This window comes from Paenibacillus sp. FSL F4-0243 (assembly GCF_037963295.1).
Lineage (GTDB): Bacteria > Bacillota > Bacilli > Paenibacillales > Paenibacillaceae > Paenibacillus_AQ.
Genome location: NZ_CP150151.1, coordinates 1,582,291 through 1,606,423, shown reverse-complemented (window position 1 = coordinate 1,606,423; position 24,133 = coordinate 1,582,291). Strand labels below are relative to the sequence as shown.

Here is a 24,133-nt window from a genome sequence, read left to right as displayed (position 1 = left end):
CTCCACTTCACTTAGATTAATGAGTATAGTTTGATGTTAATTTTGATAATTATTCCTTTCTGATTAAAATTCGGAATGGCATAATTCTGGTAACTACAACCATACTAAAACTAGTCCAATAAATTTGAGGGGGTATATGAGTTTGGAGAAAGATCGAATTAGTACCAATCAAATGATTATACTCGGGCTATTCACATTTATTGGGGATATGGCGCTTGTGTATCCAGCGTTAATGATATCAGGAGCGAAACAAGATGCATGGATTGCTGCTTTGATTAGTATTCCCTTGGGCCTAGCGACCATAAAACTGTTGCTCTGCTTAGCAGACATTGAACCAAACAAGAATATTATCGAGCTTAGCCTACAAATTCTAGGAAAATGGGCCGGAACTGCTGTAGCCTTGTTCTATTTAGTGTTCTTCCTGATTGCCGCTTCCACTTACATAAGAGAAATTGAAGATTTCATGTGTACACAGATTTACGAGAAGACACCCGGTGGGGTTATCCGTTTTATGGCCATTTTCCTGCTGGTATATGGTGTACGACTGGGTCTGGAAACATTGGGACGGGCAGCTCAGCTTTTTTTCCCTTTGTTTGCAATTTTTTTGATCGGTCTGCTGCTTCTGCTGACTCCCGATGTCAAAATGGAACGTTTATACCCCATTATGAACACACCAGTACCGGACATGCTCCATACTTTGATGTATGGTGTTTTTTATCCTTTTGGTGAATTATGCGTGTTTCTTATGGTATATCCTTATGCTCAGAAGAATAGCAAAACAAGCCGGGATATTTTCATAGCCCTGATCATCGGAGCTCTCGGACTTAACCTCATCTTATTTTTTTCCCTTACCGTTCTTGGTGTTTACGCTTCTGAACATCAATTTTATGCCGCTTATATTCTTGCTCAAAAAATTAATATTGCTAATTCCCTGCAACGTATTGAAGCGCTTATGGCTACTGCATGGATTATCAGCACGTACTTCAAAACAGCCATTTATTACTATGCTTTAACATTAGGTACAGCCCAGTTATTTAAACTCAAAAGCCACCGTCCTCTGATCCTACCCACTGGATTTTTGTTATTTGGTATGTCACAACTGATTGCCAAAGACATCATTTTTTATGTAAAGGAAATCCCCGCCTACTGGGTAGATTGGGATTTCACCTGTGCATTTGTTCTGCCGCTTATGTTGCTAATTGTGTATTATTTTAAGAAACGTTTTGCTGCCAAGGTTTAAACGACCTCTCTCCTAAAAATAAAAAAGGACAGCTATTGAGCTGTCCTTTTGTTCATGAATTTCTTACATGCAGTAGATTTATTCCTTCTTATCCAATGTAATCGACGATGGTGTTACATCACGAATAGGTTCATTTGACACTTCAAAAGTTGATCCACAACTCGGACAAAAGCGAGCCTCGATTGCCACATTGCCACCGCATGCTTTACACTGCTTCACATCAGACAACCCCGCAATTTGTTGCAGATTAACCTCAATCTCCGATTTCAGTTCAAGAATACGGGAAATATTCTTCTCGATCTGCTCACTCGGCAATGGTCCTGCTCCTTGTGTTACAGCTTCAAACAACAGTTTACCCATTACCTGATACTGCTGGTCAATGTCATTCTGCTTGCTGTTGTTCTGTAATTTCAAACGATTGATCTCCACCACTGTCTTTGCTTTATTGCCAGCCTCGCTCACGCCTGCCTTTACCTTGTTAAAAAAGCTCATGTTCAGCCCCCTATTCCGTAGTAGTCATATATAAGCATATTTCGACACCACCACAAGTATTCCTCTCTTTATTGTACCTAACTTCAACCGGGATTTGTAGTTCATCCACATTCATGAACTTATTTCCCCCGCCTTCCTGCGGGAACGTACCTCGACTCAGGTCTGGTATATAAAACCGCCTTCAGGCTGTTTTGCCGCATTCAGAAAGGCTATACAATGAGTACATAAGCAAGCGGGTTGCAAGATTTAAACACAATTACCCCCATTAGAGAGGATGACAATAATAAATGAAAAAATTATATCGTTCCAGAAGTGACCAGAAGATTAGTGGTGTATGCGGAGGTCTTGCCAGTTGGTCAGGCATCGATGCCACAATTCTCCGTCTCGTAACGGTTGCTGCAGCACTTTTCAGCTTCGGTACCGTACTTATCTTTTACTTTATCGCCAGCATCATCGTCCCTAAAGAACCTTTTGGCAGCTTTTCGGATGGACATGATTTCTATTAACAGATCGTCCTTTCATACCAATCAAACATACTAAGGAGAGATATAACATGAGTTTATTCAAAAGAATTTCCACCCTTACTAAAGCTGCCCTACATGAAGGTCTGAACAAATTAGAAAACCCAGTGCTACTGACGGGTCAGTATCTACGCGATCTTGAGAACGAAATAGCTACGGCAGAACGCAATGAACGTGATTTAAAAGTTACAGCGAGTGTATTGGAACGCCGTAAGCAAGAATATACTCAGCTGATAGAGCAAAGCGAAGCTGAAGCCGTTCAGGCGGTTGAGCAAGGAAATGAAGAAAGAGCACGCCTTGCACTCATGGCCAAGCTGCGATATACAGAACAGCTGGATGAGAGCATCAATAGTCAGGCACAAACTCAGCAATCCCTGGCAGAGCTGGAGATCAACATCGCTAGAGCTAAAGAAGAGCGCGAACATCTTAAAGCGAAAAGAACTGAGCTTATCGCTCGTGCCCAGCAAGCTACAGAAACACTAAGCTCGGCTCCTCATAGCAACAGTGTAAAAGGACCGAATGTGGGTAACGCTTCACGTGGCTTTGAACGAATGGAAGAGAAAATTTTCGAGTGGGAAGCTCTGGCGGAAAACTCCAAGTATAAATCCAACTCAGGCACAGGCTCGTCCATTGACCCCAACCTACGTAGTGCTGTTGATGATGAAATTGAACGTATCCGCAACCGGAAAATCAATACCGACAAAAAATAAATATAATAACAGGTCCCTTATTTCTCAGCTACTGAGCTATATAAGGGGCTTGTTTTTTCTATTCCTCTTCATCCCGCGAATTATTTTTTTCGATTCCGGATCTACTCGGTAAGACTCTGTGATTTTCTGCAAAGCTTTGTTATAGGTGAAATCATCTAAAGTGTTAGTTCTCAAATAATCTATCGTAGCCGCAGGCAGCTTAACATAACACATCGATAGCGCCCAAGAAACCGCCATTTTCACATAATACCCCTCATGTCTAACCTTATCGAGTAGTTGTAGAATCCGACTGATGTACGCTTCTTCAATAAAGAAATTAAGCATCATTACTACCGCAAATCGAATCTCATATTCTTTGTCAGATAACAGATATGGCACTATAAAGTCCCACATCTGTTCTTTATTCTTCAAGGTAAACTTCAGCCCTGTGCAAAAGCTATCACATACCGACCAGTTATCGATTTTAGGAATAAAGTCCGCAATATAATGCAGAATTTCTTCAGGATCTGCCTTCACATAACCAAGTACCATACCTTGCAGCATTACCTCTTCAAAAAAATCAGAGTCGGCGTGCTCCAAATAGGCTCTCCAGTCACCCTTTGCAATGGTTTTGGCGAGTTTACGCAGCTCCGGTAGCCTGACTCCTATCACATTATCGATCGTCGGAAGTAAAGCCGCAGAAAACTTCTGGTAGTCCGCATCTGCCAACTCCACTAGCTGTTCCTTTATTGTTTTGTCCACTATAGTGCTCCCTACGTATTAATTATTGAAATGAAATCTCCCATAAATATATGGAAGCTACCGAACCATGTGGTGAGTACCTGAGACGGTATTGTTCGAATTGCTTTTTGGTAAGCGTATCAAGCCCATACAGCTTCATCATGCCGCGACGAATGGCGATATCTCCCCAACTGACTACATCTGGGCGCTCCATACAATTAATTAACATCATCTCTGCTGTCCACTTACCAATACCTTTTAACTTCATGAGTCTTTGAATAACCTCTTGATCGGACAATCCATATAATTCCTCCAGCTTAAACTCTCCATCAGCAATCAGCTTGGAAATGTCATGAATACAAACCGCCTTTTTCATCGTCATACCGCAACCCTGAATCTCATCTGCTGTGTGTATAGCTAGCTGCTGCGGAGTTATTTCTCTGAATTGAACCTGCATTCTTGTCCAGATAGTTCGAACCGCTTTGACTGATATTAGCTGACCTACTATGGCATAGATAAGTGCAGTGAAAAGATCCGGAATAATCACACGTTCCACTTTCCCCATTCGCGCCATCGCCGCACCTAGCACTGGGTCCACACTTCCGAGGTAATCGATTTCTGCTTGCCCATATTCAAAAAATTTAGTGATTACAGCTCCCAAAGTATTTCCTCCCGTATCTGAGCTTAACAATAATATACAACATCTATTTTGCAGTGTACGGATTCTTGAATAGGATAACAAGATAACGAAACTTGAAAAAGCCACAACACTTCTACTCGGGTAGATGGTTATGGCGGGAATTCATATTTTTACTCAACTACTATATGTAACTTGTACTAGATTGTATTTATCATTTTACTACTTTAATATGAATGTATATATGATAGATGAGGAGCTTTACGAATGGACTTTATAGCAATTGACTTTGAAACGGCGAATTCCAGTCGATCCAGCGCCTGTGCTTTGGGACTTGTGGAAGTTAAAGATGGCGTAATCACGGCAGAACATTCTTGGCTGATCGATCCGCAACAGCGGTTTGACGGCATGAACATTTCGATACATGGCATCACCCCCTCCATGGTAATCGGTCAGCCTACTTTCCACGAATTGTGGCCCACCGTTGAACCTTTGCTGCACGGACGAATCGTTGTAGCGCACAATGCCGCTTTTGATATGAGTGTACTGCGGTATTGCCTCGATGGGATGTCCATAAGCTATCCGAGCTGTCAATACTTATGTACTTATTTACTAGGCAAAAAAATGCTGCCCGAGCTTCCCTCTCATAAACTTAATGTAGTCTCCGAGCATTTCGGAATTGAGCTTAAGCACCATGACGCTCTCGATGACGCGCGCGCAGCTGCCTTGGTTCTATTAATGCTTATGGAGCGAGAATCACACCTTGACCCGCTTTTGCTCTCCAGCAGCCAAGGATATACTAGCGGAACAATGTTTGCTGGTGGATACACTCCTTTTTCTGCTCGAAAGAGTAAACCTGCTAAGAAACCTGTGAACAATCAAAGAACGAAAAACTTCTATTTGTAAGAAACTATTAAGTTATTTAGCAAAAAACACCCAACAGGCTCATTACAGCTGGTTGGGTGTTTTGCATAGATGGAGGAATATAGCATACAAGTCGATTCATTCACTACGAAGAAATCTGACCTTGCTGGTCATTATAGGGAATAGCTCCCTGTAATTCTACATTTACGCTCTATACGATAGAGTTATAGGGAATTTATCCCTATAATTCATAAGGTTCGGGTGTAAATGAAGCATTTCATAAAAATTATAAGGAGAAATTCCGTATAATGACTTCAAATAGCCCCTTACCGTGCTAATTATAGGGAAGAATTCCGTATATTTTATCAGTGATCAGTGAACATCCCATCGGTTCATCCAGATCACCAACCAAGATCAACACAACACGCTAGATCTTCATCCGATAAACTGCTTTATTCTCCAGTCCTCTGATGAATGGCGTCCATTCTTCCGTTTCTGGTGTGGTATCCAGCGCATCCTCGACCATCTGCAGCTTCGCATCCATCGCATCAATATGATGCAGCGCTACGGCCTCAGCCGTTTGCGGCTGAACAGGACTGCCCCATTCACCCAGGTTATGGTGTGATAATACGAGATGCTGTAACGCCAGAACCTTCTCCGAATTCAAATCAATGTCTAAGCGGATGGCCGCTTCTGTAATCCAATTAGATGCCATCGAGATATGACCAATCAACTTACCCTGAACGCTATATTCTGAGACAATTCCGAGCTGAGAGATCATCTCCTCCGGCTTCGCGATATCATGCAGAATAATTCCAGCCTTCATTAAATCTGGATTCAAGAACGGACGCTGCTTGCACAGAAAATCCCCGATCTCCAGCATGCGAACCATATGATAAGCAAGTCCGGCAAAATAAGCATGGTGATGCGTTTTGGCAGCCGGATAATGCATCAATTTCTCTTCCACTTTGCTTACACAAAAGGAGACAATCGAGGCAATCTCCGGATCTGTGATGCTTGCCATAACCCCTTTAATCGTATGAATAAGGTCTACTGGACGAATAGGAGCGGAGCGAATAAAATCCGTTAGCGCAACGCCATCCTCATCGTTCACCAATCTGATTTTGGTTACTTTGATTTGCAATTTCTCACGATAAGTGTGCGCAATCCCACGAACCTTCACCAGTGCCATAGGAAAAAAAGTTTCTTTATCGGTTGTGCTGGCATCCCAATATTTCGCGGACAATTGTCCACTGGAATCTCCCAAGACTAGGTCGAAATAATCCTTTGGAGGAGTACCGTTCGTTTGTTTGATCGCTAGCTCTCTTAAGAGATAAAAGCCAACAAATTCATCCTGTGGAGCGAGCTGTTTAATTTGTGTCATGTTGAAGCCTCCTATTAATAACAGGCTTTGTACCTGCTCTCTATATTAAACTTTAGACACTCACGTCCAAAATCCCTTTAAATCACTATACGATCTATTTTCATTTTTATGTACAGGTAGATAAAGGAGGTTACTCCACAGGCCGTAATATGGCTCTAGAATAACCCCCTTTATAGATTAACTATTGATTAAAAATTGCTTATTTACCAGCGGATTCAAGCGCTGATTTAATAGCTTCTACCACTTTAGCAGATACTTCTTTCTCAGCATCATTATTTCCGAAGGCTGCTGCGCGATATCCATACTTGTGTAAGCTATAGCCCGTTGAAGTCGACTCAATCTCGCTCTTCACAGCCAGCTCAGCGTCAGTCAACTGGTTGACCGTTCTTGTACTTCCGTTTTTATCTAAATAGTAAACGAGCATTTTAACAGGAACACCATGTTCTACATACGTCATAACAATTACAAGCTTATCAGCACTTACACCAATGAAGATTCCATCGAAGTAAGCCGCTTTGTTAGCTTCAACAATTTCAGCTTTCCCGTATGCTCTATCCACCGCAGTCTTGAGAGCTACACTACTACTAGTTGCACCGGAAACAGCGTCTACATCTTGCACAGCTTCTCTAGTACCTGCTGCAAGGAAGCTAGAAGTCAATTGCGGAATTGCTTTTACCACCTCTGGGTAAGCAGCTTTCCCTCTATCCACAAGATTCATTCCTACACGATACAAAGCAACATTTACGATCTTACCGTTACGCAGTGTAACGTCTGCTCTGTTAGTCCCTTTATCATAGGCATCACCAAATGCAGTGAAGGTCCCGTCTTTGTAGGTTCCTTGAACTTTGGATGCGTTAGTCAAAGCATCAGTCAGAGCAGCTTTGGCAGCTGCGGATAGCTCTTCTTGACCTGTGATATCGGACATTTGCACACCTTTTTCAAGTAATCCTGAAGTAAGTGTACCCACCAGCGATTTTTGTTCTGCACTTAGTTTGTCATCAGCGATCAGCTTGCCGTCAGCTCCGAACAAGCTTAATTTAATGTTTGTAACTGCATCTGAAGCAACATCAATAAGCAGTAATACTTTAGATTGGTTATCTACACCTGCGAATTTTCCGTCAAAATATTTAACTTCATCTGGAACTTTCAGTGCTTTTTCGAAAGCTCTTTCTACGGCTTGGTTCCAACCGTGACTGCTTTCTGTAGCGCCAGAAATTCCATCTACTTTCTCATCATAGTTAGCGAAGTAAGATCCATTAGCAAGCAACTTAGCTGTCATCGGAGCATTAGCTTTTACAACTTCTGCATAAGCCGTTGCACCTCTGTCAATGAGGTTGTTCCCAAGTCTGAACAGCTTCACATCCACTAGCTTACCGTTGCGGATCACGATGTCAGCTCTTTCAACACCAACACTTCTTGCAGTCCCATAAGAGGAATAGAATCCGTCTACATAAGCAGAAGTATTGTTAATCTTTGCATTCTGCTCAGCATCCCAGAAAGCATTAATCGCAGCCTTAAAGTCGGCTTCGAGTCCTGCAACAGGCTCTGCAGCTGTTCCTTTAGCCAGCAATGCTGGTGTTATAGCTGCAACTGCTGCGGATTGCTCAGCTGTGTAGGCCTTCTCATCCACGAAATCACCAGCACTGTTCAGCGGGTACACTTTAACAGCTGTGAGCTTATTGGATTCGTAGGTTGCAAATACTGCATATTTACCTGTAGGATCTATGCCCATATGAACACCATCAAAGTAAACTGCATCTGTATCTTTCACTGTTAGAGCTCTTTCAAACGCTCTGTCTACAGACAATTTCCATCCATTACTAGAGCGTGTTGCTCCCGAAACAGCGTCTACTGCTGCTGCTCCATCTCTTGTCTTGCCAATCAATTTATTCTCCATCAATCCATAAGCTTGCCATAAAGCGCTGTAATTGTTACGAGCATCTCTGTCGATCAGCTTAGGGCTGGTTCTCAGGAGATCAATGCTAGTAATTTTTCCATCTTTAATTTCGATCTTAGCGCCTTCGGTACCTTTGGAGTAAGCATCGCCATACGCTACGTAAACTCCATCTTGATATACATTTTCCTTAACTGTAACCGGCAATGCTGTAGGCACAGGCTTAACAGTCGCTGCTGGAACTACTGTAGCCGCTGGAGCAGCGGTTGCTTTTGGCGTTGTAGCTGGTTTTGTCGTTGCTGCTGGTGCCGCTGTTGCCTTTGGTGTTGCTACTGGTTTTGCTGTTGGCTTCGGTGTTGCTACTGGTTTTGCTGTTGGCTTTGGTGTTGCTACTGGTTTTGCTGTTGCTTTTGGTGTTGCTACTGGTTTTGCTGTTGCTGCTGGTTTTGCTGTTGGTTTAGCTGCTGGTGCATCCGCTTCTTCAGAAGCTGCGGATACTGCATCCACCTTCAAGTTCAAAGCAGGCACATTAAGTGTGTAAGCAAATGGCGCTAACAATATTGCCGCGCTAACCGTTAAAGAAATTAGTTTTTTCAATAAAATTCTCCTTTACCAAGTCCCCAGTGATATATAGCTTTTCTTAACCAAACTTACCTTTCACGGCGCCCCTTCTCTTCTTATGAAGCATTACATCTCTCTTCATAAGAACCCATCCCCCCTCTCATGCCTATGCGCGAACCATCACTTTCCAAAAAAATAATGCCTTATATCTATTCATTCCTTTTTACAATAAATCGCATCAAAGGTGAAATAATTCACATATAATATTAGAAAAAAATGAAGGCGCTTTTTCAATCAATTTCTGGTTTGATACTACCAAACTTTTCCGCAATTCCTCTGTATCTAAAATCACATACCCTATAAGAAACATCACTATTTGCTCATAAATGTGATTTTTCAATATTTTTTCCAAACAAATACACCCACTTCCGATTCTCAAAGTAGATAACGTGATCTCGATTATTGTGTATCCAAGAATAGATATGTTATTTTAGAACGATCTCTAACATGGGAAAGGAGTTCAATGCTTTGAACAAACAGCCACCTATTGGAGTTATTCTCGCCCAAATTGGCACACCTACTGCACCTACTGCAAAGGCGGTACGTCCTTATCTGAAACGTTTTTTATCCGACCGCCGAATCATAGATTATTCACCAATGCTCTGGCAGCCTTTGCTGCGAGGCGTTATTCTGCGTACACGTCCTCGGCGGTCGGCTGAGCTGTACAGACAAATCTGGACAACAGAAGGCTCACCTTTACTCTTCCACTCATTAGCTCAGCGATCTGGTTTGCAAGCGCTTCTAGGCTCACGGTATCAAGTAGAGCTTGGCTTAGCATATAGCGAACCAAGTATGGAACAAGCGATGAGCGCATTGGAAGCTAACGGAGTCACACGCATCATCATTGTGCCGCTATTCCCGCAATATTCGTCCACTACGACGGCATCTGTCTTCGATCAAGCGAGTTTTGCTGCACTAGGACGCCAAAGCTCCACTGGACCGGTAACAAAGCGCCTTATTCCTGCTCTCAGATTTATGGATGCTTATTATAATGAACCCGGTTATATTTCAGCCATGAAGTCGCATTTACTGCAGCAAATAGAACTTCTGAGCTCTAATCCTGATTTTTTCGTACTGACCTTTCACGGGATCCCCAAACGATATGCAGATACAGGCGATCCCTATCCGGAGCAATGTATGGAAACTGCGCGTCTTCTCGCTTCAGCTATGAATTGGGAGCCTGAACGCTGGCAGCTTACTTTTCAATCACGCTTCGGACGCGAAGAATGGGTAGGTCCCTCTACAGCAGATGTTTTGGGAAAGCTAGCGGGACGTGGAATTCATAAACCTTTGATTTTCTCACCGGGACTTGTAACGGATTGTCTGGAAACGCTGCACGAGCTAGCCATAGAAGGGCGCGAGCAATTTGAGGCTGGAGGAGGACATGCTGAAGACTTCACTGCAATCCCCTGCTTGAATAATCATGAGGACTGGCTTCATTTTTTAACTCAGCATGTTGAACGAAATGCCATGGGCTGGTAATACAAAAAAACCGTCTTGTCCGCAGATATTCTCTGAAGAGATAAGACGGTTTGTTATGTCCGTTCATAAGATCTAAGGGTCACTAAGATGCTTATGCTGTAAGCTGCTTATATTTAGTAGTGAGTTCATGGAACCATTGCTTGTCCTGTAAGGTCAATGCAAAGTCGATCAGCTCGGCAATCTCACTCGGCTGCAAATCAGCTGAATCATTAAAAGATACTTCAGCGGTTGCAGTGGCTTCTCCATTCCCATCCTCTGCATAATCATAAGAGAAGCATATCTTGATATCACTTTCCAGAAATTCGTTACGCAGGAAATATAACACCTCACACATTAGCACAGGTCTAACATGATCATCAAAGACACATTCCATAACCTTCGCCCAGTACTGCTGATTGCTGAGGTGTAGCTTATCATTGGTTAAGAGATATTTCTCACCCTGAAAATCAGTGACAAATCTCAGCTCAAGCGGCTTCATTTTAAAAATAGTAGCAATTTGCTTCATGCTAATATTCAGAATGTCTTGCGTTTCTAGTCTGATCATCTCTCATGCACCTCGTCCCTCTTAGTTGGGTTACCTGAAACCTGATGATATCTATAATTTCGTTAATGCCAATAATGTAAAATTAACTCTATCCAATCACTTTAATTTTTATCTAATTTAACATTATTATCGTCAACTGACTACGCTTTGTTAATATTTTTTCATTAATTCCACAGAAAAATGTTTCAATCTTTGTCCATCTGTTTAATATTTATATTTAAAAAATTAGTCTTTCTTATTTTCACAACAAAAAACTGTTCTGAATGGTCATCATCGACCTCAAAACAGTCTTTTGCCTAGTTATTAATCAGTTAACTTTACTTAAACAAACAATGGCACTAACTGTATTCCTTCAGGCGAGATCCGAACAAGTCCTTTATCCGTGATGCGTAGCGTCGGGATAACCGCCAATGCAAGCAGCGATAAAGTCATAAATGCGTAGTTCAAAGTACAGCCAGCATCATATAGCGCTTTGCTGATCGCAGCTGATTTTGCAGCAGCAATTTCGAAGGGTTCCGTGGACATTAGACCTGCAATAGCCAACGGGAATAATGTTTCCCCACTGGATGTGATCATGCAAACACCACCCTGGGCATCCGCCACCGCATTTGCAGCTTTAGCCATTAACTCATCATCATTGCCGATGACGAGTACATTATGACTATCGTGAGCAACCGTCATTGCAATGGCAGCCGGCTCTTTAAATCCAATGCCTTCGACAACGGCCACTGATTTATTGCCTGTACCTTTATGACGTTCGAGCACTGCGATTTTGCACAAACCTTCTATAGCATTTACATCCAGTCGCCCCTCCACTACAGGTATCGAAACCATACGCTCAATAGTCTCCACATGATTTTCTCTTACTTTAATAACTCTTGTAGTAAGTTCACCTGTTTGAATTGGAGCAGCAATGATGAAATCTTCTGAAGTAGGACGCTGTGGCAAATGAACCGAAGCCAACACTTCCTCCGGATAAGTGAATTTAGCAAGCTCTGCCGTCATTACTCCGTTCTCCGCAACTACTACACCTGCGGCAATTGTCAGCACTACATTAATATCCGCCAAATTCCCGTCTAAAAGAATGATATCTGCAAAAGAACCCGGAGTAATAGATCCGATATCCCGCGCTAAACCAAAGCGTTCAGCAGTATTAATGGTAGCCATTTGGATAGCCGATATAGGCTTAACACCTTGAGCAATAGCATCACGCAGGACGAAATTCATATGCCCTTCATCTCGTAAGGATTCCGAACTACGGTCATCCGTTACCAGCATCATTCGGCGTGTATCTATGCCGTGTTCTGTATGGGCCGTAATTGTTTTAGCCACATCATGCCAAGCGGAACCCCGGCGCATTTTGGCATACATCCCCAGTCTAACGCGCTCAATCACATCGTCTGCCGTCACACACTCATGATCGCCAGTCACCCCTGCCGCAGCATACACGGGCAGTCTCCAGTCGCTGGAAGGCCATGTGAAATGACCATCTACAAATCTGCCTGCCCGCAGCGTAGCTTGAATTTCGCCAAGCATTTTCTCATCGCCATAAACAACGCCAGGAAAATTCATCACTTCACCCAGCGCAATCACATCGGGTCCCCAAGTAAAGGCTTCTGCCACTTCTTCTGGTCCAATAGAAGCTCCCGTTGTCTCGAATTCCGCACCTGCCGCAGGCACACAAGAAGCCACCTGCATGTAAGCCGCTAACGGTGTTCCCCGCATCTCATCGAGCATCAATTGAATCCCCTTCAGCCCAAATACATTAGCAATCTCATGAGCATCAAAGAAACCACCTGTTGTACCCAGCGGCAGAACCGCACGGGAGAATTCAGTAACGGTCAGCTGTGTGCTCTCAATATGACAATGGCCATCGAGTAGTCCCGGAGCTATATACTTACCGTTCGCCTCAATGACCTGCGTTCCTTCACCAATCATATGTGTCACATCTTTACCAACATAAGCGATACGTCCACCTTGTATACCAACAGACATTCCTTCTAAAATTTCACCAGAGCATACATTAACCAGCTTTCCACCTGTAATTACTAGTGTTGCCGGTTTATCTCCTCTTGCCGTAGCCACAAGCTCAGGTACACAATCTGCTAAAGGCTTTCTTGTAAAAGTTGTCATTTTCATCTCTCCCCCGTTAGTATCCAAGTGCGTTCTTGATGTAGTGAATAGATTCATAATAATAGAGGATTGCTTAACCATCGGCTGTGTTGATATCATAGTTGGCAAATCTGATATTGTACGAAAAAACGGCTCCGTCATCCCTGTAGATGATAGCCGTTTTCTTAATCCAAAGATTGTCCAACACTCCGGACATGCCCCTGGTATGAACTCACCCGCCAGCATCTATTCCAACGATTATCTTACGTTTTCCTCATATACGTCAAGTGCCGCTTGAACACCAAGTCCGTAAAAAACTTCAAATCCGTGTCGCAGCAACGCTGCTTCCAAAGCTCCAAGCAAACGCAGCACATTATTCGTACGGCAGCTAAATCCCATCGTGCCAATGCGCCAAATCTTTCCTTTCAGAGGTCCAAAGGAGCTGGCAATTTCAATGCCGAACCGCTCCAGCAGCAGCGTGCGTACAGATTCCCCGTCTATGCCCTCAGGAATCAGCACACAGGTAACAACGGTAAGTTTGCAGGAGGGCTCCCCGTAAAGTTCAAGCCCCATCGCTGTTAATCCAGCTATAAGTGCCTTTTCATGGAGCTGATGTCTGGCGAATCTGGCATCCATTCCTTCTTCAAGCGCAAGTCGCAAGCCCTCCCGAAGTGCATAGAGCATAGAGGTCATCTCTGTATGATGATTGAGACGTTGCGGGCTCCAATAATCCTGAAGCATGCCAAGATCGAAATAGTTGCTGCGGACAAAAGACAACTCACCAGGCTGAACATCGCTGATTCTAATCCCACGTTCTACTCGTTTACGGGACATAAGCTTAGCCTCAGCGCGGTCATTATATGTTATTGGTGCCATACCGGAGGGGACGGACAGGCATTTCTGTGTACCTCCTACGACCGCATCCAGCATCCAAGCATCCGTTTCGACAGGAATGCCCCCAAGAGTTGCAACTGCGTCAACTATGAAAAGAGCATCCATTCGGCGGCAGGCTCTGCCAATTTCCGCGAGTGGCTGCACCCGTCCTGTAGAGGTCTCACCATGCACCATCGCTACCACATTTGGCTTAAAAGTCTCCATAGCCGCTATCACTTCCTCCGGTTTAAACACGCTTCCCCATGGCTTTTCCAGAACGAATACCTCAGCGCCACAACGTTCGGCAATCTCATGAAGCAGGTGTCCGAAGCGGCCAAAGATCGGAATCAGCACACGTTCCCCCGGCAGGATTAAGCTGACCATCACCGCCTCAATACCAGCGCGAGAGGTCCCATCTATAGGGTAAGCCCATGCATTTCGGGTAGCGAACAGCTCACGCAGCATTTCCATCGTTTCATTCATAATAGAGGTGAACTCTGGATCAAACTGACCCAACACCGGAAAAGACATCGCCCGCAGGACACGCGGATCAACCTCCACCGGACCCGGAGTCATAATGCAGCGCAGGGATGGCGACAAATCTTCGTAACGCTTCATGATGATCCTCCCTTCAAGTAGAAACGGCTATGCCGTCCTTTAAGGGACGGGCTCCGTTTCAGCGAGAAATATAAGGATAAAGTATAGAGTAAAACATATACTTCCTTATATTTTAAAGTTCTGCGAACTCTTTTTAATAAGCTAACTCATATAACATCGCAGTCAGAACCTCAAGCCCAGCCGCAAGCTGCTCGGGGGTTGTATACTCTTCCGGTGAATGGCTGATGCCCGCACGACTGGGTACAAAAATCATCGCAGTAGGGCAACGCGGCGCAAACAGCTGGGCGTCATGTCCCGCTCCACTTACCATCATGCGGTACGTCTTCCCCTGTTGGCGGCAAATATTTTCCAGCATTGTAGATAGCTTCGTATCCATAGGCGCAGGGACTGTGTGGAGCACGGATGTAACCTCAAGAGTCACCCCACGTTTAACGGCAATTTCATTACATTCCGCAAGAAGCTTCTCACAGAAACGTTCCAGTTCGTCCTCTTCACTATGGCGGATATCTAATGTAAAAAGAACCTCACCCGGGATCACATTTGGCGTATTCGGATACACCTCAAACTTACCCGAGGTTGCTACAAGAGGTTCACCAGCCGTTTTAGCAGCACTTTCAAGCACGTACAGCATTTCAACCGCACTAGCCAGTGCATCCTGCCGCATAAACATCGGTGTCGTGCCCGCATGATTAGCAATACCACTGACCTTGACCATATAGCGTCTCTGTCCAACAATCCCCTGAACTACGCCTATCTGCGTATCTGTTTTCTCCAGAATAATTCCCTGCTCAATGTGCAGCTCTACAAAAGCGCCAATATCATTTCTGGCTCCATTCTCATCTGTTACACCTTGCAAAAAGCTGGATTCCGTCATTGCTACCTGTAATGTCACTCCCTCTGCATCTATACAGGTCTCGGCCTCGCTTCCGTCATACCTTTCCGTGACATGGCCCGAACCCCAATAAGCAAGCGGAAATCGGCTCCCCTCTTCTTCACAAAAAGATACGACCTCAAGCGTCCGCTGCGGCTGGCCAAAGTTCCTCTGCAAATCTTGAAGCGCAATCATAGCCGCAGCGATCCCATACGCACCATCATATTTTCCGCCATTGACTACAGTATCAATATGCGATCCGGTTAAAATAACCTTTTGCTGCGGATTGCGTCCACTCAATCGTCCATATACATTGCCAACCTTGTCTATGGAAACTTCTAAGCCGAGCCCAGCCATTTTTTCCTGCAAAAAAATCTGCGCCCGGCTCCATTCCTCCGTATATAGCAGTCTAGTAACTCCTGGCCCAGGTGTGCTGAATGCCGCCAGCTCCTCCAGCAGCTCCAGCAGTTTCTGAGTCGACGCTTGAACTCTGGAATCATTCATAGGCTGTACTGCTCCTTCCTAATTCGCAGCCACTGTCCACCTCCCTCACTGATCACCCCTTCTTCAGAGGTATAGATCACATTCCCGCGACAGATCGTAGCAACTACTTTGCAGGATAAAGTTTTTCCGATGTAGGGGCTGTGCTTGTGGCGATACAATAAATCCTCCGCAGTCAGCGTATAGGTTGTGCTTGGATTCATCAGAACTAGATCGGCATCTAGACCTAGAGCTATAGCGCCTTTGCGATGCTCTATTCCAAAACGTTTTGCGGGTTGCCCTGCAAGCATACTGGAAATTAATGTAACATCCAAACCCCGCACATTCACGCCTTCATGGAACATAAGCTCCAGACTGCTCTGCGCACCCGAGATCCCACCCCATGCTGCAAAAAAAGACAAGTCCGGCTTCACCTTCAATTCCGTTGGACAGGGGGAATGATCCGAAGCAATCAGATCGATTTTGCCTTGGGCCAGCATCTCCCATAACTTCTCCTGCTCCACCGCACTTCGCAGCGGAGGCGCACACTTCGCCACAGGGCCTAAAGCCTTCATATCATTTTCAGTGAGGACCAGATAATGTGGACAGGTTTCTGCCGAAACGTCCAGACCTCGAAGCTTAGCTTCATAGATTTTCTCAATGGCGGCGGCCGTGCTGATATGAACAAAATGCAACCGGCAGCCCGTACGTTCACTGTACAGCAGTGCCCTCGACACTGCCTCCAGCTCTGCTTCAGCTGGGCGGCAAGCCGCAAAATCACTTGCGCTGCTTCTGCCATTTCGCACTGCATCTGCGGTCAACACCGCCGTGATAGCCTCACTTTCTGCATGAAGCGCCAGAATCCCGCCCAAAGAAGCGATTCGCTGCATCCCTTGATAGAGTGTATCCTCATCCACTTCACGGAATCTGCCTTCGCCCTCCCCTCCGGGGTTGGAGAGAAAGGCTTTAAATCCAGTGACACCAGCAGCTGCCAAAACTTCTAAATCATCCAGATTGCCGGGCACGAGCCCACCCCACAGCACATAATCAACGGCAGAGTTTCCAGCCGCAGCATTCACCTTCTGGTGCAGCCCAGCCTCGTTCACAGTAGGTGGATTGCCGTTAAGCGGCATATCTGCATAGGTTGTGCAGCCACCAGCTGCCAACGCCGCAGAACCGCTGCGAAAGCCTTCCCAATGTCCAAACGTTGGTTCATTAAAGTGGACATGCATATCAATCATACCGGGGAGGACATAGAACCCATCTGCGTCGATGACTTTGGTCAGCGGCGCAAGCGAAAGCTCCTCTCCAAGTGCGACAATCTTACCCTCTGATACTGCAATATCCAGCTTGAGTACCTGATCGGGCAGCACTACATTCCCGTTCTTAATCACAAGTTCATAGGATTCCTTCATGAGCTGCCACCTCCTCCGGTCGTCAACTTTCTCCTAACTTCCCCGATACGTACTATACCCACCAGGAGCTACTAGCAAAGGTACATGGTAGTGTTGCATGGAGCTCTCTATATGAAAGCGAATAGGTATCTGTTCTAGAAAAAAAGGCATCTCACGTTGAGTATCTGCTGACGCTTTGGCATCCGCTCTACGGTAGTAATCGCCGACCATAAACAGCAGCTCGTAACATCCAGCCTCCATCTCTCTCCCTTCCAGCAGCGGAGCATTGAGCCTCCCGTCATTGTTCGTAACCTCTTCACACAGAAGCTTGCTGATTCCATCCGTAAGCTTCCAGAGCTGAAGCGTCAGACCTGTAGCAGGAATCCCCCGCGACAGATCCAGCACATGGGTGGTAAGACGCCCGCTCATTACGCTGTCTCTCCGGCCAGATCTGCACGGCTGACAGAAAAGCCCTGAAAACCATAAGGTGGACGAGGTTCGGTGAATACTCCACCTTTGGTTTCTTCAGGCTCAACAATGGTTTCCCAAGTCCGGTTATTGGACTCAAACGAAACGGTAGCAAGTTGTGGAAAACGGGACAATACGCGCAGCCCAATTTGATAAATCAACGATTGGATTGATGGACTGTTCAGCTCATGAAAAGCGCTATGGGCGATATCACGAACCTGCTCCGCAGCCACATATTGGCCGAGATCTCCATCCAGAGCATGCTCAACACCACTGTAGGTCCAGTTAATATTCAGAAAAATATAAAGCGGACGGTCAAAGCTCTCCGGCAATGTTGTGTACTCATCACGGACGAATCCATAAAACGAGCTTCCACTCACTTTTATCAGCTGTAAATCCTTCAATCGGCATTCATGAGCGATAACCTCAGTCCCATTCTCTCCACGTTTTATAGTTAAGGAAGCCGAATAAGATTCATTATTGGAGTGACGCAGCACTAAATGACTCTGTTTAAGCCCCTCAACCCCGGGCACCATCACCTGTTCAAAAGGTAACCGGTCTGCGGAAACTGAAACTGCGGTGACATGATCGTATTTATCGAGAAAACGGCTGCTTAGAAGCTGCAGTAGCCCCTCCGTTGTGCTTCCAGTGTAGTCCGCGGTATTGCGCAGGATGAAATTTTTCATAGAATCGGTAGCAACAACCATGGAATTATCCCCCTCTGAGAAAGAAGGAAGAAACGCTTCGCCCGTGACTGCGAATGTAATATTATGTGCGAATATAATGTTGTCGCAGCCCGTGAAGGAAGATTCGGGAACGGGGGTAACGGCCAGCGGTTTAGCATAGGTACGATAAGTTAGCACATCACTTTTTCCATAAAACATTGTACGTCCGTTAATTGGTTCCAGCATGGCTGACACCCTCCCCGTTTATGATGAATGAATGAATAATTAAATAATTAAATCACTTAGGCGAAATCTCGTAATTGTACCGACTTCAGAAAAGGCTTGAACCCATTCCTCTTGAGGGGAACGCTCAACTCGCACTCCAATGGCGCTGATAATGTCTTCTTTGTTTTTGCCACGAACAGCTAGAATAAAAGGGAAATGAAATTTGTCCGTATACTTTCGATTCAGATCATTTAATAGATTGAACTCTTCCGTTGTTAACCGATCCAGTCCAGCTCCCTGCTGCTCAGAGGCAGATAAAGCCGTAACTTGAAGCCTAGTCGCCAAATCCGGGTGAGCTTTTAATAGTCCCTCCATTCGGCTCCGGTCAGCATTCAGTACGGTCTGCATCATTGTGCTGTGCAAATGCTCTAAAGAATGGAACGGAATCTGCTTATAAGCCTCCTCTGCTACCCACGGTGAATGTTCAAAAATGCCGCCTAGATGCTTCACAAAATCCGTTATACTCATGGCATTTATCTCTTCCAACGTAAACCTGCCTTCAGAAACGACCATCCACTCAACCTCCAATAGCTTTGTTAACAGCTCGTAAAATACCACCGTACCCCGTACAGCGACAAATGTTACCCGATAAAGCTTCTTCCACTTCAGCCTGAGTAGGATGCGGGTTCTCTTCCAGCAGAGCAACCACCGAGATGACCATCCCTGGTGTGCAATAACCGCATTGGAACCCCCCCTCTTCTAAAAAAGCCCGCTGAACGGGATGCAGGCCTACTTCACTAAGACCCTCAATCGTTGTAATTTCCGCACCTGAGCATTGATAGGCCATGACCAGACATGAATTCACTGGACGTCCATCCACCAGCACCATACATGCCCCGCAGCGGCCAATCTCACAAGAACGTTTTGTGCCGGTCAGCTCCAAATCTTCACGTATGACCTTTAAAAGCCGGCGGGAGGGTGGAATCTCCGTGGATATCGCTTTGCCATTAAGATTGCAATTAAAGGTGAACCTCTCTTCTGCAAAGGCTTCCTCAGACGATAAGGGGTCAAGGTTATCTTCATCTAGATTCGCATCTGAATTATGGCTCGACATGGATGTTCACCACCTTTTGTGGAATAAACGGTGTAGACTGCAGCCATTCGGGATCAATGGGCAGCTTGGTTACCCGTTTCCCTACAGCCTGAAATATGGCTGACGCGACTGCCGGAGCTAAATTGACGGAACCCACCTCTCCAATGCCGCGAGGACCGTACGTGTCATGATCCGGCAAATCCTCTATCGGCTGCACCTGAATGCTGCCATTCATGTCGGCAATGGTCGGCACCAAATAGGTGTCTAAATTTTTGGTGACATAGCTGCCGCCAGACATCACAGCATCCTCTGACAAGGTGAAACCGACCGCCATACTGCTGCCACCTTCGATCTGTCCAAGATAACCTTGCGGATTAGCCACCGGTCCCGCCGCTACCGCATGATATTGATCCAGTACACGAACACGTCCAGTAAGCAGATTAACTTCCACGCGGACTGCGATTGCAGAATAGGTGTATAGGAAATGTGCCCCCACTCTTTTAAAGGGTGTGGTTGGATAAGTAAACTTTGTATTACAGACAATGGGTTCTGAAATATGCTGTGCCAAGTCCTTGTAAGTCAGAAGCAGACCGCCGTCTTTTAGCCAAATGCCGCCAGGGCCGAGCTTCATTTCATAGTTATCCAGCTCTGGCTTTATCATCGCAGCTGCCTGCAGCACTCGAGCGGTGAAGTCTGGACGCAGCCGTTTTAAGGCCATCCACATCATGCTGGTTGATCGGGAAGCCGTACTAGATCCGCTATCGGGCACAACATCCGTATCGCCAATGACGATGCTTAGATCCTCTGCCGCCAAGCCAAACTGTTCAATCAGCATTTGTTCCATTGTTGCGATTAACCCCTGACCAAACTCCTCGTAACCAAACACCGCCTCAATTTTGCCCTCTAGCGTCAAAGAGAGCCTGCCACCCGCCGGATCGGGAATACCATAGCCAAGTCCTGCACCATGCATAGCTATAGCAGCACCCGTTCCAGTTACGATCCAAGGTTCCACAACACCTGAATCACTGTCTGTAGATGCGGCCTCAGTCATAAGAGGCGAACCCGCCAGCGCTTCCCACACCTGAAAGGCACCATCGGTCTGAGCAATTTCCTGACCCAGCGGCCCCAGATCTCCATATTTACGCAAATTGCGGCGGCGCATTTCCCACGGATCGATCTGCAATCGCTCAGCCAACCGATCGATTTGTCCCTCCAAAGCGAAAATCGCCTGATTGCCGCCAAAACCGCGAAATTCACCAGATACACCGTTATTGGTATATACAGCAAAACCCTTCACATCCACATGATCGATGATATAGGGGCCCATCACATGTTCTGTCGCAAAGTTGAGCACCTCCGCCCCCAGTGTTGCGTAAGCTCCCGTATCCGAAATAATTCTGACCTGATGTGCCCTGATGATTCCTTCGGGGTCGCAGCCAGTCTTCATGGTGATTTTCATGGGATGGCGTTTTAGTCCTGCACGTACCGATTCAGCTCTCGAATTATGCAGTCTTACCGGACGGAGTGTCCGCAAGGCGAGCAGCGCTCCATATGGCTGTACATTCAGCTCGTCTTTTCCTCCAAAGGACCCGCCGATAGGACTCGAGATGACGCGAATATCTTCTTGAGGAATAGCCAGAATTCTGGATAGCTGCAGGCGATCCATCAACCCATGTTGTGTAGCTGAATATACGGTAAGCCGTCCGTTATCCTCTGGGATAAACAGTCCACCTTCAGTCTCCATATAGGTGTGCATTTGGCGTGTTGTATAATAAGTCTCCTCTACCACATGACAGCAATCCGTAAATACCGCTTCCGGCTCCCCTTTCCGATATTCCGTATGATGAAGCACGTTTCCCTCGGCATGCAGCAAAATTGCGTCCTTTTTCATCGCCTCTTCCGGATTCTCGAGTAAGGGTAGAAGCTCATAATCCACTTCGATAAGAGATAAGGCGTATTCCGCAATTTCGTCCGTCTCTGCCGCGACTGCCGCAATCGCATCGCCAGTGTAACGCACACGGTCACTGCAAAATACCGGTTGATGCGGCAAAGCTATGCCAAAGCCGTTAAGTCCGGGCACATCCTCATGAGTAATTACAGCGTGTACACCAGGGACTTCAACGGCCTTCTCAATGCGTATGGACAAAATACGAGCATGTGCCTGCTCACTGCGGAGCACGCGGCCGATCAACATTCCTTCTGCCCTCATGTCGGTCAAATACTGCAGCTTACCGGATACCTTGCCCTCTCCATCGGGTCGTGTACGCCAGCGGCTACCGCTGGATTCCTTATTCAGCAGCATTTTCCCTCTCTCCTTTCGTCGGGTTATTCACCTCTTAACTCCGTATATTCATAGCCTTCCACAGCTCAGATACAACCAAATTCCCAGCAGTCTTTTTCTTGTAAAGTTCTGATGCAAAGGGATCACTATACGTCTCAAAGCTGTTCTCAACCTCTTCATATAAAGAAGCCAACAGCTCCTCTGTATACCTCACACCTTCAAGCATAACTTCAGCTCTACTTAGTCGCTGCGGCCGCCCAGAGCCCCCACCTGCGGCGATACGCACCTCACGGAAACGGAGTTCCTCATCGATTGATGCTGAGATTGCTACCGTTACAAGTGAAGGGGTGAACGCTTCCCTGCGGCCAACCTTACGAAAAATTTCTAGCCTATCCGTTAACGGACTCTCTAAGCGAGTAGGTGAGATGCGAATCTCAGCCACAAGATCTGCCGCAGGTTTTATCCCGCTCCAGTGATTGTTTAGCCACTCTATCAAAGGTAGTGCCGTCATAAATTTGCCGTCAAAGGAGATTAACTCCGCGTCATAGACCAGTAACGCAGGTAGAATATCTCCGAAGCCAGAAGCGATATTGCCCCCGAGCGTGGCAAGATTACGCACCGACGGAGCCGCTATGCAACGTGCAGCCTCTTGCAGCGCAGGAGCCACGGCCTGCAAATGCTCATTACTGCGGCACTGGGAGAGTGGAACAAGAGCGCCCAGAGATAAGTGAAATTCCGTTAAGGTAATGTCGCCGAGATTTGTGATTTGCCGAAGATCAATCAGCTGTTTGGGCATATGATCCGTTCCATTTTCCCACCCTGTTCTCAGCAATGTTCCTCCTGCGACATATCGGGAACTGTCTCCAAACGCCGTTTTTCTCTCCCAAGCTTCGTGCAGGCTGTGGGGTTGAATTACTTCAGGTAGTCTTCCATCCTCTTCCCGTATAACTCCCATACACTCCGCCTCCCTTTTTGAGTACCAGATTGCCGCTTCCCTTCTCGTATAGCCTGCCTTAAAACCTTTGTTCCCGAATATAAGGAACTCCGAGCGCCTCCGGTGTACCGGATGGTTTGTTGCGATTGCGGTACCCCAGGTACATCAGGACCAGAATGGTCACAAGGTACGGAATCATTTTGAGAAAATAGGGCGGAACTGCACTGCCCAGCAATTGAATACGGAAGCCAAGTGAATCCAATGCCCCAAAAAAGTAAGCGCAGAACAAGGCGCGCAGCGGATTCCATCTGGCAAAAATCACTAGCCCTACCGCAATCCAGCCTCGACCGGCTGTCAGCCCTTCATTCCAGGTTGGCGCGTAGGCTAATACCATATCCGCTCCGGCCAGGCCGATGAGAGCAGCACCGGTGATCACATAGCTGTAGCGGATAAGCTGCACACGGATCCCCATCACATCTGCGGTAGCCGGACTGTCTCCGACTGCCCGCAAATGCAGGCCCCATGAAGTGCGGTGAATTAGCAGATGCAAAGCAAGCACTAGCAGCAGGCTGAACCAGGTTAGGTAATCCATGTTGCCGAATATTTTTCCAATGAACGGTACATTTTCCAGCCAAGCCAGATGCAGCTTAGGGGAGGTTCCCGGCAAAGGAATGCCGCTGATCGGTTTACCAAGATAAGCGCTCAACCCACTGCCGAACAAGGTCATCGCAAGACCGGACATCGTTTGATTCGCCCGCAAGGTCACACAGAGAAAAGAATGCAGCAAACCAAGCACAGCCGTTACAGCTACGGTAGCCAGCAGAGCCAGCAACAGGTTTCCGGAGCGAATATACACGATACAAGTGGTCACCGCTCCCATCAGCATCAGACCTTCAGCCCCAAGCTGTATAATGCCGGCTCTTTCATTTAGAATGCCTCCCAGCGTAGCCAGCAGCAGCGGGGTCCCTGCGGAAATAGCGGCAATAAGTAGCTGTGTTGTAAAATCCATC

22 protein-coding genes are annotated in these 24,133 nt (G+C 46.2%); 5 read left to right on the top strand and 17 right to left on the bottom strand.

What is annotated here, in order from left to right; all coding sequences use genetic code 11:
• The first annotated feature begins 136 nt into the window (after positions 1–136).
• A complete protein-coding gene (locus tag NSS87_RS07280) occupies positions 137–1,240 on the top strand; it encodes an endospore germination permease (RefSeq protein WP_339245923.1) in 1,104 nt (367 codons plus the stop codon).
• A gap of 78 nt (positions 1,241–1,318) precedes the next feature.
• Here NSS87_RS07280 and NSS87_RS07275 read toward each other — a convergent pair whose 3' ends face one another.
• Entirely contained in the window at positions 1,319–1,732 is a 414-nt protein-coding gene (locus tag NSS87_RS07275; RefSeq protein ID WP_042185810.1) for a zinc ribbon domain-containing protein, read from the bottom strand.
• 287 nt (positions 1,733–2,019) lie between these two features.
• Here NSS87_RS07275 and NSS87_RS07270 point away from each other — a divergent pair, with 287 nt between their 5' ends.
• Positions 2,020–2,238 (top strand): PspC domain-containing protein, encoded by a 219-nt coding sequence (locus NSS87_RS07270; RefSeq protein WP_042185808.1) that lies wholly within the window; start codon positions 2,020–2,022, stop codon positions 2,236–2,238.
• Positions 2,239–2,285: 47 nt separating this feature from the next.
• Positions 2,286–2,963, top strand: a complete 678-nt coding sequence (locus tag NSS87_RS07265) for a PspA/IM30 family protein (protein ID WP_339245919.1) — start codon at positions 2,286–2,288, stop codon at positions 2,961–2,963.
• Between the two features lie 36 nt (positions 2,964–2,999).
• On the opposite strand, the gene NSS87_RS07260 is transcribed toward NSS87_RS07265, so the two are convergent.
• The gene (locus tag NSS87_RS07260) at positions 3,000–3,704 is read right to left on the bottom strand and encodes a DNA alkylation repair protein (protein WP_339245917.1); all 705 of its coding nucleotides are present in this window, start codon (positions 3,702–3,704) and stop codon (positions 3,000–3,002) included.
• Between the two features lie 22 nt (positions 3,705–3,726).
• Positions 3,727–4,344 (bottom strand): DNA-3-methyladenine glycosylase 2 family protein, encoded by a 618-nt coding sequence (locus tag NSS87_RS07255; protein ID WP_339245914.1) that lies wholly within the window; start codon positions 4,342–4,344, stop codon positions 3,727–3,729.
• 243 nt (positions 4,345–4,587) lie between these two features.
• Between NSS87_RS07255 and NSS87_RS07250 the strand changes: the two genes are divergently transcribed.
• The gene (locus NSS87_RS07250; protein WP_339245911.1) at positions 4,588–5,226 is read left to right on the top strand and encodes a 3'-5' exonuclease; all 639 of its coding nucleotides are present in this window, start codon (positions 4,588–4,590) and stop codon (positions 5,224–5,226) included.
• A gap of 385 nt (positions 5,227–5,611) precedes the next feature.
• On the opposite strand, the gene NSS87_RS07245 is transcribed toward NSS87_RS07250, so the two are convergent.
• Positions 5,612–6,568, bottom strand: coding sequence for an HD domain-containing protein (locus NSS87_RS07245; RefSeq protein ID WP_042185798.1), 957 nt, complete (start codon positions 6,566–6,568; stop codon positions 5,612–5,614).
• Positions 6,569–6,767: 199 nt separating this feature from the next.
• A complete protein-coding gene (locus NSS87_RS07240) occupies positions 6,768–9,059 on the bottom strand; it encodes an FMN-binding protein (RefSeq protein WP_339245908.1) in 2,292 nt (763 codons plus the stop codon).
• Positions 9,060–9,551: 492 nt separating this feature from the next.
• Between NSS87_RS07240 and hemH the strand changes: the two genes are divergently transcribed.
• Positions 9,552–10,565, top strand: coding sequence for a ferrochelatase (gene hemH, locus NSS87_RS07235; RefSeq protein ID WP_339245906.1), 1,014 nt, complete (start codon positions 9,552–9,554; stop codon positions 10,563–10,565).
• Between the two features lie 91 nt (positions 10,566–10,656).
• Here hemH and NSS87_RS07230 read toward each other — a convergent pair whose 3' ends face one another.
• The 12 genes from NSS87_RS07230 to NSS87_RS07175 form a co-directional block, all read right to left on the bottom strand.
• Entirely contained in the window at positions 10,657–11,109 is a 453-nt protein-coding gene (locus NSS87_RS07230) for an IDEAL domain-containing protein (RefSeq protein WP_042185792.1), read from the bottom strand.
• Between the two features lie 321 nt (positions 11,110–11,430).
• Entirely contained in the window at positions 11,431–13,248 is a 1,818-nt protein-coding gene (locus NSS87_RS07225) for an adenine deaminase C-terminal domain-containing protein (RefSeq protein ID WP_339245902.1), read from the bottom strand.
• Positions 13,249–13,479: 231 nt separating this feature from the next.
• The gene (locus NSS87_RS07220; protein WP_339245899.1) at positions 13,480–14,712 is read right to left on the bottom strand and encodes an alanine--glyoxylate aminotransferase family protein; all 1,233 of its coding nucleotides are present in this window, start codon (positions 14,710–14,712) and stop codon (positions 13,480–13,482) included.
• 133 nt (positions 14,713–14,845) lie between these two features.
• A complete protein-coding gene (gene allC, locus NSS87_RS07215; protein WP_339245897.1) occupies positions 14,846–16,087 on the bottom strand; it encodes an allantoate deiminase in 1,242 nt (413 codons plus the stop codon).
• Positions 16,084–17,478, bottom strand: a complete 1,395-nt coding sequence (locus tag NSS87_RS07210; RefSeq protein ID WP_339245893.1) for an allantoinase — start codon at positions 17,476–17,478, stop codon at positions 16,084–16,086. The genes allC and NSS87_RS07210 overlap by 4 nt, the downstream gene beginning before the upstream one ends.
• A 33-nt stretch (positions 17,479–17,511) precedes the next feature.
• Entirely contained in the window at positions 17,512–17,886 is a 375-nt protein-coding gene (gene uraH / locus NSS87_RS07205) for a hydroxyisourate hydrolase (RefSeq protein WP_339245890.1), read from the bottom strand.
• On the bottom strand, positions 17,886–18,836 hold the full coding sequence (gene pucL, locus NSS87_RS07200) for a factor-independent urate hydroxylase (protein WP_339245888.1): 951 nt from the start codon (positions 18,834–18,836) through the stop codon (positions 17,886–17,888). Before pucL ends, uraH begins: the two co-directional genes overlap by 1 nt.
• A gap of 39 nt (positions 18,837–18,875) precedes the next feature.
• Positions 18,876–19,388 carry a 2-oxo-4-hydroxy-4-carboxy-5-ureidoimidazoline decarboxylase gene (uraD, locus tag NSS87_RS07195; RefSeq protein WP_076218310.1) on the bottom strand — a complete coding sequence of 171 codons (513 nt, stop codon included), beginning with the start codon at positions 19,386–19,388 and terminating at the stop codon, positions 18,876–18,878.
• A 4-nt stretch (positions 19,389–19,392) separates the two neighbouring features.
• A complete protein-coding gene (locus NSS87_RS07190) occupies positions 19,393–19,929 on the bottom strand; it encodes a (2Fe-2S)-binding protein (protein ID WP_081386353.1) in 537 nt (178 codons plus the stop codon).
• On the bottom strand, positions 19,916–22,210 hold the full coding sequence (gene pucD, locus NSS87_RS07185) for a xanthine dehydrogenase subunit D (protein WP_339245884.1): 2,295 nt from the start codon (positions 22,208–22,210) through the stop codon (positions 19,916–19,918). The genes NSS87_RS07190 and pucD overlap by 14 nt, the downstream gene beginning before the upstream one ends.
• Before the next feature lie 34 nt (positions 22,211–22,244).
• Positions 22,245–23,144 carry an FAD binding domain-containing protein gene (locus tag NSS87_RS07180; protein ID WP_339245882.1) on the bottom strand — a complete coding sequence of 300 codons (900 nt, stop codon included), beginning with the start codon at positions 23,142–23,144 and terminating at the stop codon, positions 22,245–22,247.
• A 58-nt stretch (positions 23,145–23,202) separates the two neighbouring features.
• Positions 23,203–24,132 (bottom strand): ABC transporter permease, encoded by a 930-nt coding sequence (locus NSS87_RS07175; RefSeq protein ID WP_042185778.1) that lies wholly within the window; start codon positions 24,130–24,132, stop codon positions 23,203–23,205.
• Position 24,133 lies beyond the last annotated feature (1 nt).

Coding starts and splice junctions, on each gene's coding strand:
- NSS87_RS07245 (WP_042185798.1), bottom strand. CDS start 6,568: ATGACACAAATTAAACAGCTCGCTCCACAGGATGAATTTGTTGGCTTT.
- uraD (WP_076218310.1), bottom strand. CDS start 19,388: ATGGTCGTTTCTGAAGGCAGGTTTACGTTGGAAGAGATAAATGCCATG.
- NSS87_RS07230 (WP_042185792.1), bottom strand. CDS start 11,109: ATGATCAGACTAGAAACGCAAGACATTCTGAATATTAGCATGAAGCAA.
- NSS87_RS07210 (WP_339245893.1), bottom strand. CDS start 17,478: ATGAAGGAATCCTATGAACTTGTGATTAAGAACGGGAATGTAGTGCTG.
- NSS87_RS07190 (WP_081386353.1), bottom strand. CDS start 19,929: ATGTCGAGCCATAATTCAGATGCGAATCTAGATGAAGATAACCTTGAC.
- NSS87_RS07280 (WP_339245923.1), top strand. CDS start 137: ATGAGTTTGGAGAAAGATCGAATTAGTACCAATCAAATGATTATACTC.
- uraH (WP_339245890.1), bottom strand. CDS start 17,886: ATGAGCGGGCGTCTTACCACCCATGTGCTGGATCTGTCGCGGGGGATT.
- NSS87_RS07265 (WP_339245919.1), top strand. CDS start 2,286: ATGAGTTTATTCAAAAGAATTTCCACCCTTACTAAAGCTGCCCTACAT.
- allC (WP_339245897.1), bottom strand. CDS start 16,087: ATGAATGATTCCAGAGTTCAAGCGTCGACTCAGAAACTGCTGGAGCTG.
- NSS87_RS07220 (WP_339245899.1), bottom strand. CDS start 14,712: ATGAAGCGTTACGAAGATTTGTCGCCATCCCTGCGCTGCATTATGACT.
- NSS87_RS07275 (WP_042185810.1), bottom strand. CDS start 1,732: ATGAGCTTTTTTAACAAGGTAAAGGCAGGCGTGAGCGAGGCTGGCAAT.
- NSS87_RS07225 (WP_339245902.1), bottom strand. CDS start 13,248: ATGAAAATGACAACTTTTACAAGAAAGCCTTTAGCAGATTGTGTACCT.
- pucD (WP_339245884.1), bottom strand. CDS start 22,210: ATGCTGCTGAATAAGGAATCCAGCGGTAGCCGCTGGCGTACACGACCC.
- NSS87_RS07270 (WP_042185808.1), top strand. CDS start 2,020: ATGAAAAAATTATATCGTTCCAGAAGTGACCAGAAGATTAGTGGTGTA.
- NSS87_RS07175 (WP_042185778.1), bottom strand. CDS start 24,132: ATGGATTTTACAACACAGCTACTTATTGCCGCTATTTCCGCAGGGACC.
- NSS87_RS07250 (WP_339245911.1), top strand. CDS start 4,588: ATGGACTTTATAGCAATTGACTTTGAAACGGCGAATTCCAGTCGATCC.
- NSS87_RS07180 (WP_339245882.1), bottom strand. CDS start 23,144: ATGGGAGTTATACGGGAAGAGGATGGAAGACTACCTGAAGTAATTCAA.
- pucL (WP_339245888.1), bottom strand. CDS start 18,836: ATGCTGGAACCAATTAACGGACGTACAATGTTTTATGGAAAAAGTGAT.